The sequence below is a fragment of the Streptomyces sp. CA-111067 genome (assembly GCF_050956065.1).
Lineage (GTDB): Bacteria > Actinomycetota > Actinomycetes > Streptomycetales > Streptomycetaceae > Actinacidiphila.
On record NZ_CP192103.1, the window covers coordinates 8,739,259 to 8,752,086 of the forward strand.

10 protein-coding genes are annotated in these 12,828 nt (G+C 72.0%); 6 read left to right on the top strand and 4 right to left on the bottom strand.

The genetic code is table 11. The features are described from left to right. Nucleotides 1–163 precede the first annotated feature (163 nt). The 3 genes from ACQPW6_RS38405 to ACQPW6_RS38415 all read left to right on the top strand — a co-directional run bounded on the left by ACQPW6_RS38405 (nt 164) and on the right by ACQPW6_RS38415 (nt 2,508). A complete protein-coding gene (locus ACQPW6_RS38405) occupies nt 164–1,171 on the top strand; it encodes an RNA polymerase subunit sigma-70 (RefSeq protein ID WP_433894354.1) in 1,008 nt (335 codons plus the stop codon). 140 nt (nt 1,172–1,311) lie between these two features. Further along, nucleotides 1,312–1,668 (top strand): DoxX family protein, encoded by a 357-nt coding sequence (locus ACQPW6_RS38410; RefSeq protein WP_433894355.1) that lies wholly within the window; start codon nt 1,312–1,314, stop codon nt 1,666–1,668. A 63-nt stretch (nt 1,669–1,731) separates the two neighbouring features. Further along, a complete protein-coding gene (locus ACQPW6_RS38415) occupies nt 1,732–2,508 on the top strand; it encodes a class I SAM-dependent methyltransferase (protein WP_433894356.1) in 777 nt (258 codons plus the stop codon). 24 nt (nt 2,509–2,532) lie between these two features. On the opposite strand, the gene ACQPW6_RS38420 is transcribed toward ACQPW6_RS38415, so the two are convergent. The 4 genes from ACQPW6_RS38420 to ACQPW6_RS38435 form a co-directional block, all read right to left on the bottom strand. Continuing rightward, entirely contained in the window at nt 2,533–3,045 is a 513-nt protein-coding gene (locus tag ACQPW6_RS38420) for a DinB family protein (protein ID WP_433894357.1), read from the bottom strand. A 44-nt stretch (nt 3,046–3,089) separates the two neighbouring features. Continuing rightward, nucleotides 3,090–4,817, bottom strand: a complete 1,728-nt coding sequence (locus ACQPW6_RS38425; RefSeq protein WP_433894798.1) for an ABC transporter ATP-binding protein — start codon at nt 4,815–4,817, stop codon at nt 3,090–3,092. Nucleotides 4,818–5,402: 585 nt separating this feature from the next. Next, a complete protein-coding gene (locus ACQPW6_RS38430) occupies nt 5,403–6,335 on the bottom strand; it encodes an aminoglycoside phosphotransferase family protein (protein WP_433894358.1) in 933 nt (310 codons plus the stop codon). Between the two features lie 34 nt (nt 6,336–6,369). Continuing rightward, a complete protein-coding gene (locus ACQPW6_RS38435) occupies nt 6,370–8,613 on the bottom strand; it encodes an MMPL family transporter (RefSeq protein WP_433894359.1) in 2,244 nt (747 codons plus the stop codon). A 136-nt stretch (nt 8,614–8,749) separates the two neighbouring features. Between ACQPW6_RS38435 and ACQPW6_RS38440 the strand changes: the two genes are divergently transcribed. The 3 genes from ACQPW6_RS38440 to ACQPW6_RS38450 all read left to right on the top strand — a co-directional run bounded on the left by ACQPW6_RS38440 (nt 8,750) and on the right by ACQPW6_RS38450 (nt 12,665). Next, nucleotides 8,750–9,478 carry a response regulator transcription factor gene (locus ACQPW6_RS38440; protein WP_433894360.1) on the top strand — a complete coding sequence of 243 codons (729 nt, stop codon included), beginning with the start codon at nt 8,750–8,752 and terminating at the stop codon, nt 9,476–9,478. A gap of 4 nt (nt 9,479–9,482) precedes the next feature. Next, nucleotides 9,483–11,021: a sensor histidine kinase gene (locus tag ACQPW6_RS38445; protein ID WP_433894361.1), complete on the top strand. Its 1,539-nt coding sequence runs from the start codon at nt 9,483–9,485 to the stop codon at nt 11,019–11,021. A gap of 171 nt (nt 11,022–11,192) precedes the next feature. Further along, nucleotides 11,193–12,665: an endo-1,4-beta-xylanase gene (locus tag ACQPW6_RS38450; protein WP_433894362.1), complete on the top strand. Its 1,473-nt coding sequence runs from the start codon at nt 11,193–11,195 to the stop codon at nt 12,663–12,665. Nucleotides 12,666–12,828 lie beyond the last annotated feature (163 nt).

Below are 12,828 nucleotides of genomic sequence, written 5' to 3' on the forward strand. Positions count from 1 at the left end.
CGTTGCCGATAACGCCCGGCGCGTGGCCGCGGCGGGCGTGCTGCACACCGGTGTGACGCGATGGCGGACGGTTGTTCGTCGCCGAACCGGACCGTCCGGCGGCCTCAGGAAAAAAAGTGCGGGCGGAGCGACGAGTCGGCGGGCCCTGACGCGTCTCCATGACATGACAGATCCATCGGTTTCGCTGAGCCGCCCCGACCAGGACGGCTTCGTGCAGATGGCGGAGCGCCATCGACATGAGCTGGAGGTGCACTGCTACCGGATGCTCGGCTCGCTCCAGGACGCCCAGGACGCCGTCCAGGAGACGTATCTGCGGGCGTGGACGCGGCTCGACACCTATGCGGGGCGGTCCACGTTCCGCGCCTGGCTGTACGGGATCGCCACCCATGTGTGCCTGGACGCGCTGCGGCGGCGCAAGTCCCGGGTGTGGATCAGCGACCTGGCGGGCCCGGCCGACCCCAAGGCCGAGCCGGCCCCGTTCGCGGACCTGCCGTGGCTCCAGCCGTACCCGGACCGGCTGCTGGAACCGCCGGCCCCGGCCGACGGCGAGCCGGAGGCCGTGGTCACCGCGAAGGAGACCATCGAGCTGGCGTTCCTCGCGGCGATCCAGCAGCTCACGGCCCGGCAGCGGGCGGTGCTGATCCTGCGTGACGTGCTGGACTGGTCGGCGCGGAACACCGCCGCCGCCCTGGACATGACCGAGACCGCCGTGCACAGCGCCCTGCGCCGGGCTCGCGGCACCCTGGGCTCCCAGCTGCCCAAGAGCCGCACCGAGTGGCGCGGCGAGCCGACCCCCACCGAGCGCGGCCTGCTGCGGGACTTCATCGCGGCCTGGGAGCGGACCGACACCAGCGCCCTGGTCGAACTGCTGCGCGCCGACGCCCGCTTCGTCATGCCGCCGCGCCCCACCTGGTTCCTCGGCCGCGACACCATCGGCACGTTCCTCGACGGCCATGTGTTCGCCGTCATGGGCACCGACTGGCGGCTGCTGCCCACCAGCGCCAACGGGCAGCCGGCCTTCGGCCTCTACTGGCGCTCCGCGGACAGCGGCGACCACCGCCCGTTCGCCATCGGCGTGCTGCGGGAGGAGCGCGGCGGGATCGGCGAGATCGGGATGTTCCTCCAGCCGGAGCTGTTCGCCGCGTTCGGCCTCCCGGAGGCGGTGCGATGACCGACGGCCGGCCGGCACATCCGCCGCGACCGGCCGCCGAAAGGTGTCACGAAACGCGCCGCTGATCTGTCACCGAGGGGAACGGCGTCCCACGAGGGGCTGCCCGACGACGACACAGCCACCACAGAAGCGGAGCAATCGTGTTCGCCGCCTACCTCACGGTCACCATCATCGGCGCGGTCTTCAACGGCGCCGCCGCCGTCACGTACCTGATCGGCCATGAATACCCCAAGACCCAGGCGGACATGAAGGGCCTGCCCAGGAAGTGGGTGCCGGTGCTCGGCATGCTGCTGGCGGCCGGCACCGTGGGACTGCTGGCCGGGCTCGCCGTGCCGCTGCTCGGCACCCTGGCCGCCTGCGGGCTGGTGCTCTACTTCATCGGCGCGATCATCGCCCACCTGCGGGTGGGCTCCCGCAACATCGTCGGCGGCATCGTCTTCCTCGCCACCGCGGCGGCCGTCCTGGCGCTGGGCCTGGAACACCACGGCGCCATGTGATCCGCGGGAGCCCGCCCAGCAACCCGTTCAACGGGAGGCCGCAAGTCCCGGGCGCGTGCCAGGATGCTCGGCGTGTCTGATCGCGCGCTGAGCTTCGGAGTGATGGCGGAAGCCTACGAACGGTACCGGCCGGGATATCCCGGCCGGCTGTTCGACCTGGTGGCGGACTACGCGGGCCGGCCGATCCGCACCGCGCTGGAGATCGGCGCGGGCACCGGCAAGGCGACCCGGCTGTTCGCCGGCCGCGGCGTCGCAGTCACCGCGACCGAGCCCGACGCGGGCATGCTCGCCGAGCTGCGCAAGCACGTACCGGCCGGCGTCAAGGCGGTGCGGGCCGCGTTCGAGGACCTGCGGCCGGGCGAGCGCCACGGCCTGGTCTACGCGGCGGCGGCGCTGCACTGGACCGACCCGGCGGGCCGCTGGCCGCGGATGGCCGCGCTGCTGGAGCCGGGCGGGGTGTTCGCCTCGTTCGGCGGCCCGTTCCAGCCGGCCGACCCGGCCGTGCGGGAGACGGTACGCGTGGCCCGGGCGCCGTTCCTGGACAGCGACGACGTGCCGTCGCCCCACGGCACACCCCCGGAGCAGGCCATGCAGTGGCCCGGTACGGAACTCGACCGGTCCGCCTGGTTCACCGACGTCCGGCAGGCCGTGATCGAACGGCGGCTGACGATGAGCGGGCCCGACTACGTCGGCCATCTCTCCACCGTCTCGGCCTACCTGGTGCTGCCGGCCGCCGACCGGGAGCAGGTGCTGCGCCGGATCAGGCAGGTGCTCCCCGAGCGGGTGGAGATCGCCGCCGACATCACCGTCCACCTGGCCCGCCGCCGCTGCGAGCCGTAGCGGCCCGTCGCCGGCGCCCGGCGGTCAACTCGCTTCCTGGCCCGGCAGTTGGCGGCGGATGTCGAGCAGGTGGTGGCGCACTTCGTGCAGGGTGTGCAGGGCGAGCCAGCGCACCGAGCGCTCGGCCGGCTCGGGGTAGGTGTAGATCAGGACGCGCTCCCAGCCGGCGGCCGGCAGCCGGTCCAGGACGCCTGCGAACAGCAGCGCCGCGTCCTGGAGTTGGCGGGAGACGTCCGCCGGCCGCTGCTCGGCGTAGCCGTCGTGCTCGACCCGCTCGTCGCGACCCATCGGCTCCGCGACCGGCGACTCGTGGCGCAGCGCGGCCAGCGCGCGCTCCCGCTGGACGAGCAGCATGTCGCGTACGTGGCAGGCGTATTCGAGCGGCGACCACACCTCCGCCGCCGGCCGCCGGCGCAGCGCCGAGGGGTCGGCCGCCAGCAACCGCGCGTAGTCCTGCGCGTACTCCATGATCCGGGTCGAGACCTCGGGAGCCGAGGCGAGGTCGTAGCTGAATCCGCACTCCGTGCAAGCCGTCACGCCCCGACGTTAGCAAGACCGGCGCGGAGCGCCGGCCCGGCGGGTCAGCGGTCCTTGGACAGGGCCAGGAGTTCGGCGAAGATGCCGTTGCCGGCGGCGAGTTCGTCGAAGGTGCCCTGCTCGGTGATGCGGCCGTGGTCCATGACGATGATGCGGTCGGCGACGCGGGTGTTCTCCAGTTGGTGGGTGACGACCAGGGTGATCCGCTCCCGCGAGACGGCCTTGAGCTCCTCGAAGATCTGGTGCTCGCCGCGCGGATCCATCTGCGAGGTGGGCTCGTCCAGGATCAGCAGATCCGGCCCCCGGTACAGGGCCCGCGAGCAGGCCAGCCGCTGCCACTGGCCGCCGGAGAGCTCGGCGCCGCCGAACAGCTCCCTGGCCAGCAGGGTGTCCAGCCGGTCGGGCAGCTTCTCCACCGCCTCGCGCATGCCGACCGCGTCCACCGCCTCCCAGACGGCGGCGTCGTCACGGGTGCGCGGCTGGCCCAGCGTGACGTTCTCACGGGTCCGCAGCGGCCACTGCGCGAAGATCTGCGGGACGAGACCGCAGCGCGCCCACACGCTGTGCGGGTCGGCGTCGGCCAGGTCGGTGCCGTTCCACCTGACACGGCCCTTTTCGGCGAGGTAGATGCCGGTGATCAGCCGGCTCAGGGTGGACTTGCCCGAGCCGTTCTCGCCGACGATCGCGACGATCTCACCGCGCCGCAGCGTCAGGGACACATGGTCGACGGCCGGCTCGTCCTTGCCCGGGTAGCCGAAGACCACCTCCTCCAGCCGGATCTCCTCCACCGGGCCGCTGACGGTCAGTTCGCCGCGGTCCGGGGCCCGTTCGGCCGCCATGTCGAGGAAGGACTGCATGTCGGCGAGGTACAGGCTGCTGTGGAACATCGCCGCCCCGCTGACGATGACCTGCGACAGCGCGCCCAGCACGCTCTGCACGGCGACGACCGCGGTGGCCACCAGGGCGAGTTCGACCCGCCCGGACACCGCCAGCCATCCCAGCGTCGTCCAGGTGGCCACCAGGAAGAGGCCGCCGAGCGCCGACGAGGCCAGCGTGATGCGCAGCTTGCGCGGCGCGGTGGCGAGGGTTCGCCGGTCGATGCGCTGGGACAGGGCGCGGTACCAGTACAGGAGGTAGTCGGTCATCCCGTTGGCGCGGACCTCGTCGCCGTACCGCGACTCGGTCGACCACCAGCGCATCATGCCGCGCACGTTGCGGTCGCCGACGTTGGCGTAGTGGGTGGCGTAGTCCACCCGGGCCGACAGCACCGCGCCGAGGCCGGCCGGCAGCACGGCGAGCAGCAGCAGCGGCAGCATCAGCGGTTTGAGTACGGTCAGCACTCCGGTCGCGGCGGCCATCCGGATCAGCGCGGCGGTGAAGGTCCTGGCGTCCTGGACCATCATCTGGGTGCGGATGACGCCCATTTCGGCGGCCTCGTGCCGGTCGGCGAAGCCGTCGACGCCGTAGGCGGTGGCCTCCACCTTGCAGACGGCCTCGACGAGCGCGGCGTCGGCCGCCGTGGTCAGGCCGGGCGTGATCCGGTCGTCGGCGAACGTGGCGAGCGCCGAGGCGATCCGCACGGTGGCCGCCGACAGCGCGACCACCACCAGCGCCGGCAGCGCGGTGTGCAGCCGGTCGGCGACCGGCGCCGTGCCGACCAGCGGCTTCATCGCCCGGGCGGTGCCGGTCAGCAGCAGCCCGGAGGCGAGTCCGGTGGTGATCTGGCAGCACAGCAGCAGGATCACCGCCCGCCGGTCGATCGCCCAGGTCATCCGGCCGGTCTTGCCGAGCACCGAGGGCAGCCGGGCGCACAGGGCCCAGAACGACACCCCGCCCAGCGGGTTCTTGCCCCAGTGGCCGTTGAAGGTGATCTCGGCGGGGGCGGGGTGCGGCAGCCGCCCGTCGGCGGTGCCGCCCGCTCCGTCGCCGGTGAGGTCGCCGGTGAGGTCGTCGGCGGGGGAGTCAGCGGTGGAGTCGGCGGTGGAGTCGGCGGGGGAGGCCGGTGCGGGTACGGTCACCGCGCCACCTCCGGCGCCGCGGACAGGCCGTCGTGCCGGGCGCCGGGCGCCGGTAAGAGTCGGGTCGGCAAGGGTCCTCCTGGAGGGTGCGCGATTCGGACAGGTGCTCGGTTCAACGCTTCCAGCCGAGTCGCCGTAACGGGTCGCCCGCGCGGCAGATTCAGCCGATGAGACGAACCCGGCGCATGCCCGCTCGTTGGGACAGGCGAAGGAACTCGCGGCGAATCCGGGGCCGAACGTCCGCCCGGCGGTCGGCGCCGGTCCCCGCAGCAGTGAAGTGCGCGGGCGCCCGGCCGGGCACGCCGGCCCGGTGGGGCACGCGGTGACCGCCCGCGCGGTCTACGGACGGTCGGTGAGCGCTTCCGCCAGCCGGTCGGCGAACACGGTGAGCCGGTCGAGCACCTCGCCGCCGCGCGCCATCCGGAAACCGTGCCTGCGCCCCCAGAACGCGGCCCGCACCGCGTGGAAGCAGGCCCACCCCTGGACCCGCTCGCGATCCAGCTCCGCCGTCTCGGCGAAGACGTCCAGCACCCGGTACGCAGCCCGGCGCGGATCGTCCGCCTCCAGCAACGTCAGCGCACGCGCCTTGAGCAGCGTGCCGCCGTCGTACGCCGGGTCTCCGACATAACCCTTGGGATCGACGGCCAGCCACGGCTCGCGGTCGGCGCGCAGGATGTTCCCCGGGTGCAGGTCCCCGTGCACCAGGGTCTCCGGCTGCTCCCGGCCCAGCTCGCGGACGGCCGCCACCGCGGCGTCCACCACCCGCGCGGGCATGGTGTGCGGCAACTCCACAGAGTCCGTGCGCAGTTCCCGCTCCCAGTCGCCGGCCTGGTCGCGCAGCCGGGGCAGCCCGGCGGGCGCGGGAACGGCCAGCCGGAGGCTGATCCGCCCCGCGACCGCCACCACCTCGTCGCCGTCCTCGACGGTCGCCAGGGTCGTCGGCCGGGCCCGTTCCAGCAGCATCGCGAACCGCTGGTCGTCGCGCTCGTGCAGCGACACCGCGCCGCGCCCGTCCCAGGCGGCGAAGGCGTCCGGCTCATGGACGTTGCCGGGATGCGGGAAGGACACCTTCAGCGCCGCGGTCGCCCCGGCACGCCGCCGTACCGGGACGATCACCCCGACGCCCCCGTGCATGACCGCGCCGTCCGGCACGCACCCCCAGCCTTCGAGCAACTCCTCCAGCAGACCGGGCAGCGCGGCCACCCAGGCCGCGCCCGGCTCTCCCTCACGCCCGACGGTGCCACGCGCGAACGCCTCAGGTACCTCGATCATCCGAGCACTCTACGCAGCACCGCGGGCGCCACCGTCAGTCGGCCGACGACACCAGCGCCAGGTCCGGCAGCTGTCCGCCCTCCGGTGCCGCGTCCCCGGCCTCGGCCGGCTCGACGGCCATGTGCGGCAGCCGCTTGTCCAGCCAGGCGGGCAGCCACCAGTTCGCCGTACCGAACAGGTGCATCAACGACGGCACCAGCACCGTCCGCAGGATGAACGCGTCCAGCGCGACCGCCCCCGCCAGCCCGATGCCGAACATGCCCAGGACCCTGACGCCGCTGAGCGCGAAGGCGCCGAAGACGCAGATCATGATCACCGCGGCCGAGTTGATCACCCGGCTGGTCTCGGCGAGGCCGACCCGCACCGCACGCGCGCTGTCCCTGGTGTGGACCCACTCCTCGTGCATCCGGCTGACCAGGAAGACCTGGTAGTCCATCGACAGGCCGAACAGCAGTGCCAGCATGATCACCGGCAGGAAGGCGTCGATCGGGCCCTCCCTGGTCGCCCCCAGCAGGCTGCCGCCCCACGCCCACTGGAAGGTCGCGACCAGCACGCCGAACGACGCGCCCGCCGCGACCATGTTCATCACCGCGGCGGTCAGCGGGACGACCACGCTGCGGAAGGCGAGCAGCAGCAGGACGAAGCCCAGAGCGATGATCACCCCGATGAAGATCGGCATCTTGCTGCCCAGCACCGACGCGAAGTCCTTGAAGGTGGCTGTCTGACCGCCGACGTAGGCCCTCATGGTGGTGCCGCGCTCCGCGGCCGGCACCACGTCGTCCCGCAGGTGGTCGATCAGCGTGCTCGTGGCCTCGTCCTGCGGCGAGGTCGTCGGCACCGCGCGGACCAGCGCCACCGTGCTGTTCGGCCGCATCGGCATCGCGGCGGCGTAGGCGATGCCCTCGGTGTGGTCCAGCGTGCTGACCAGGCTGCCGAGCGCCGCCTTGTCCCCGGCGCCGCCCGGCACCTCGGCCAGGATCGTCAGCGGGCCGTTGAAGCCGGGCCCAAAACCGGCCGCGAGCATGTCGTAGGCCTTGCGGGTGGTGCTGGAGGTCTGGTCGTTGCCCTGGTCGGACGAGCCGAGCCGCAGCGAGAAGGTCGGGATCGCCAGCACCGCCATCACCACGATCGCGACGGCGGCCAGCGCCTTCGGGCGCCGCTGCACGAACGACGACCAGCGCATCGCGGCACCGACCGCGTCCCCGGTCCGCGGCCCGCTCGCCGCGAACTTCCGCCGCTGGCGGCGGCTGAGCACCCGCATCCCGAACACGCCGAGCAGCGCGGGCAGCAGCGTGATCGCGGCCAGCACCGACACCACCACGGTCATCGCGGCCGAGATCGCCACCCCGTACAGCAGGCTCAGGCCGACGGTGAACATCCCCAGCAGCGCGATGCAGACCGTGCCGCCGGCGAAGAGCACCGCACGGCCCGAGGTGTTCACCGCCGTGACCGCCGACTCCTCGGGCGACTTCCCGCTCAGGATGCCCTTGCGGTGCCTGGTGACGATGAAGAGCGCGTAGTCGATGCCGACACCGAGCCCGACGAGCATCGCCAACTGCCCGGCGAAGTCGGGCACGTTCATGGTGTGCGTGAGCAGGGTGATCATCGACGACGAGATGCCGATGGCGAACAGTGCCGTCAGAATCGGCGTCAGCATGCCGAACAGCGAGCCGAACGCCAGGAAGAGCACGACGGCCGCCGCTCCGATGCCGACGAACTCGCTCAGCCCGGCCGGCGGCTCCTCGACCGTGGCGACCACGTCGCCGCCCACTTCGACCTTGAGCCCGTCGGTGCGCGCGCTGTGCGCGGTGTCGACCAGGGCGTGGACCTGTGACTTGTCCAGCTTCGCGCCCAGTACGTCGTACGTCACCGTCGCGTACGCCGTCCTGCCGTCCTTGCTGACCTGCGTGGATCCCGCGGGGTCGTACGGGCTGACGACCTGTCCGACGTCCTTCTGGTGCTCGATCCTGTCCAGCATCGAGGTGATGCGCTGCCGTACCGGGGCGTCCCGTACGGAACCGGCGTCCACGTGCCACACCACGGTGTCGGACTCGCCGGACTGCTCGTGCACGGCTTTGTCCAGCAGGTCCATGACCTTGCTCGACTCGGTGTGGGGGAGCGAGAACACATTCGAGTAGGTGTCGCCGGCGATCCTCCCCGCGGTGCCGGCGCCGAGCAGCGCCGCCACCCACAGCACGATCACCAGCCATTTGTGCCGGAAGCACCATCGCGCCAAAGAGGCCACGATCCATCCCCCATCCAAGTCGTCTTCACACATGAACTTGTCCGCTGATCCACTCGCCCCCCTTCAGACTCAGTGGGCGCCGGGCCCTGACCAAGCCGAAACGACTTCTCTCAAGGAACTCCAAGGTTCACGGCCGCCCCGGCGTCACGGGTTGCAGATACTTGACGGCATGAAGACAGCTGTCGGCAGCGCACCCACGGTGCTCGTCGTCGAGGACGAGCCCGGAATCGCGGACATCCTGCGGATCACTCTCAGCTACAACGGCTTCACCGTGCACTGCGCCGCGACCAGGCGCGAAGCGCTGGCGGCGGTCCGCGAGCACCGCCCCGACCTCGTCCTGCTGGATGTGATGCTGCCCGACGGCAACGGCTGGGAGGTCTGCCAGGCGCTGCGCGCCGAGCGGGCGGCGGACCCCGCCGGCGACGAGCTCGCCGTGATCTTCGTGACCGCACGGGACGATCCGCGGGAGGTGGTCGCCGGGCTCGCCCTCGGCGGCGACGACTACATCACCAAGCCCTTCGGGATCGACGAGGTCGTCGCCCGGGTGCAGGCGGTGCTGCGCCGCACCCGGCGCGACACCGGCGGCACCGACCGGGTGCTGCGGCACGGCGACCTGGAGATGAACGAGGCCACCTACTCCGTGTGCCGGGCCGGCCAGCGCGTCGAGCTGACGCCCACCGAGTACAACCTGCTCCGGCACCTGCTCCGGCACGCGGGGCAGATCGTCTCCAAGGAGCAGCTGCTTCAGCACGTGTGGCAGTACGAGACCGTCGTGCCCTCGACGGTCGTCGAGACGTACATCTCCTATCTGCGGCGCAAACTCGACCGCTTCGGGCCGTCGATGATCGAGACCAGGCGCGGTATCGGCTACGGGCTCCGGGCAGTGGAACAGGCGTGACGGCGTGACCCGCCGCCGGCTGCTGCCCCGCCCGAAGACCCTGCGCGCCCGCCTCACCCTCGCCAACGTCGCCTTCGTGGCGCTCGGGCTGCTGGCCACCGCCGCCTTCAGCGTGATGGCCACGTACACGGTGCTGGGCAGCGAGATCGACCACACCCTGCGCGAATCGCAGCGCTCGGTGAGCAGCGCGCCGGTCACCACCGACGCACTGCGGAAGCTGTGCACGCTGGCCGACATCCTGCAGGACGGCAAGGACGGGACCGACGGCGGACTGTCCTTCGCCAAGGCCTTCAAGCAGGACCTCTTCGTGGTGCTCGACTCCGACGGCCGCAACTCCTCGGTGTGCGAGAACAGCGGCGGCGCCGGCAGCCGGATCCGCCAGGACCTGACCCGCGCGCTGCCGGAACCGGCCGCGCTCGCCCGCAGCGGCAAGGCCGTCAACGTCCGTGCCGACGGTACCGACTACCGGGTGGTCGTCACCCGGCTCAGCGACGGCAGCATGATTGTCCAGGGCATGCGCTACAGCGGGCTGGAACACGCCGTCCACAAGCTCCTGGTCTGGGAGTCGGCCGCCGGCCTCGCGCTGCTCGGGCTGCTCGCCGTCGGCTCGCTGACCGCCGCCAGACGGCGGCTCAGCCCGCTGGAGACCATGGTCGAGACGGCCTCCGCCATCGCCGAGGGCGACCTGTCGCGGCGGATCGCCACCGCACGCCACGGATCGAGCGAGGTCCGCGAACTGAGCACCGCGCTCAACGCGATGCTCCAGCAGATCGAGACCGCGCTGACCGAGAGCGAACGCGCCACCGCCCAACTGCGGCACTTCCTCGCCGACGCCTCCCACGAGCTGCGCACCCCGCTGGCCTCCGTCCAGGGCTACCTCCAGCTCTACGAGAAGGGCATGCTCGACGCCGGCGAGAAGGACCGGGCCCTGCACCGGGTCTCCGCCGAGGCACTGCGGATGAGCCGGCTGGTCGACGAACTGCTCGCGCTGGCCCGGCTGGAGGAGCGCCCGGCACTGGACTTCCGGCCGGTCGACGTCTGCGCCCTGGTACGGGACGCCGCCGCCGACCTCGCCGCGCAGCAGCCCGGCCGCCCGCAGACCCTGCTGCTTCCACGCGACGGCCGCGCCGTGCACGCGCTCGGTGACGAGGCCGGGCTGCGGCAGGTCATCGGCAACCTGCTCAGCAACGTCCGCGTCCACACGCCCCCGGACGCGCGGCTGGTCATCGAGGTCGGGGGCGACGAGTCCGCGGTGCGGCTGCGGATCGCCGACTCCGGGCCCGGGCTCGACCCGAAGGACGCCGCCCGCGCCTTCGACCGCTTCTTCCGGGCCGACCCCGAACGGGCCCCCGACACCGGCGGGGCGGGCCTGGGCATGGCCATAGTCCAGGCCGTCGTCCAGGCGCACCACGGCACGGTCACCCTGGACACCGGCCCCGGGCAGGGCCTCACCGTGCACATCACGCTGCCGCCGGCCGGCGCGTCCCCTCCCGCTGCCGCTCCGGTAGGAGAGCTGGCGGCCAAGGACCGCGCGATGCATTGACGCGACCTGTTCGGTGACCTATGGTGCCCGAAAATGTTGGTGGATTACTCGAAACTTTCGGCCATCAACAGGCGACCCCCCACGGTCGCCCCGGGCCCCTGGCGCGCGCCGGCCTCGCTCCGGCATCAGCTCCCGGCAGGTGCCCTCCCCCCACACAGAGGAGAGATCGGCATGGCATGGTTCAAGAGAGACACCCGCCGCAGAGCCACGGCGGCGACGATCGCCGGTGCGGCGGCGGGCGTGGCACTGGCCCTCCTGGGCATGGGCACGTTCGCCACCCACGCCGCGGCGGCCGGTTCGCTGGGGTCGGCCGCGGCGCAGTCGGGGCGGTACTTCGGTACGGCGGTGCCCACGGCGAAACTGGGCGATCCGGCGTACTCCACGATCCTCGACCGGGAGTTCGGCATGATCACCCCGGAGAACGAGATGAAGTGGGACACCACCGAGCCGTCCCGCGGGAGCTTCAACTTCGGGCCCGCGGACCAGATCGTCAGCCACGCGGCGGCCCACGGCCAGAAGATGCGCGGCCACACCCTGGTCTGGTACCAGCAGCTGCCGGGGTGGGTGTCGGGCCTGTCCGCGTCCGACCTGCAGTCCGCGATGGACAACCACATCACCCAGGAGATGACGCACTTCAAGGGCAAGATATACGCCTGGGACGTGGTCAACGAGGCGTTCGCCGACGACGGCAGCGGCCAGCACCGCAGCTCGCCGTTCCAGGACAAGCTCGGCAACGGGTTCATCGAGCACGCCTTCCGCACGGCCCGCTCGGTCGATGCGAACGCCAAGCTCTGCTACAACGACTACAACATCGAGAACTGGACCGACGCCAAGACCCAGGGCGTCTACAACATGGTCAAGGACTTCAAGTCCCGTGGTGTGCCGATCGACTGCGTCGGCTTCCAGAGCCACTTCGGGGCCGGCGGACCCCCGTCCAGCTTCCAGACCACGCTGTCGAACTTCGCCGCGCTCGGAGTGGACGTCCAGATCACCGAGCTCGACATCGCCCAGGCCCCGGCGTCGGCCTACGCCAACACCGTCAACGCGTGCCTGCACGTGGCCCGTTGCACGGGCATCACCGTGTGGGGCATCCGCGACAGCGACTCCTGGCGCAGCGGCGACAACCCGCTGCTCTTCGACAGCAGCGGCAACCCCAAGCCCGCCTACACCTCGGTCCTGAACGCCCTCAACGCCGCCACCGGCACCACGACCGGCGGGACGACCGACGGCGGGACCACCTCGGGAACGACCAACGGCGGTACCACGTCCGGAACCACGTCCGGAACGACCGACGGCGGAACGACCTCCGGAACGACGGACGGCGGATCCAGCACCGGCGGAGCCGGGGGAGGAGCGTGCACGGCGACGTACAGCACCACGAACTCCTGGTCGGGCGGTTACCAGGGGGAGGTCAAGATCACCGCGGGCAGTGCGGCGATCAGCGGCTGGACCGTCAGATGGACCCTGTCCGGCGGCCAGAGCATCACCCAGGTCTGGAACGGAACGCTGACCACCAGCGGTTCGACGACGACGGTGGCCAACGCCTCCTACAACGGGTCACTTCAGCCGGCGGCCTCCACCACCTTCGGGTTCCTCGCCAACGGCTCGCCCTCGACCCCCTCGCTCACCTGCACCGGCTCCTGACACATACGTGAGCGTTGTGATGGGGCAATGCTCACCGCCGCGCCGCCCGTCCCTGCTCTCCCCGGCAGGTGCGACGGGCGGCGCGGCGCGCTCGGCCGGCAACCGTCGTCGAGGGCCGCCGCCGGGCGCGCGGACCATTGACAGGGTCGGCGGCCGGCTGCAT

Coding starts and splice junctions, on each gene's coding strand:
- ACQPW6_RS38450 (WP_433894362.1), top strand. CDS start 11,193: ATGGCATGGTTCAAGAGAGACACCCGCCGCAGAGCCACGGCGGCGACG.
- ACQPW6_RS38430 (WP_433894358.1), bottom strand. CDS start 6,335: ATGATCGAGGTACCTGAGGCGTTCGCGCGTGGCACCGTCGGGCGTGAG.
- ACQPW6_RS38405 (WP_433894354.1), top strand. CDS start 164: ATGACAGATCCATCGGTTTCGCTGAGCCGCCCCGACCAGGACGGCTTC.
- ACQPW6_RS38440 (WP_433894360.1), top strand. CDS start 8,750: ATGAAGACAGCTGTCGGCAGCGCACCCACGGTGCTCGTCGTCGAGGAC.
- ACQPW6_RS38425 (WP_433894798.1), bottom strand. CDS start 4,817: ATGACCTGGGCGATCGACCGGCGGGCGGTGATCCTGCTGCTGTGCTGC.
- ACQPW6_RS38415 (WP_433894356.1), top strand. CDS start 1,732: ATGCTCGGCGTGTCTGATCGCGCGCTGAGCTTCGGAGTGATGGCGGAA.
- ACQPW6_RS38435 (WP_433894359.1), bottom strand. CDS start 8,613: ATGTGTGAAGACGACTTGGATGGGGGATGGATCGTGGCCTCTTTGGCG.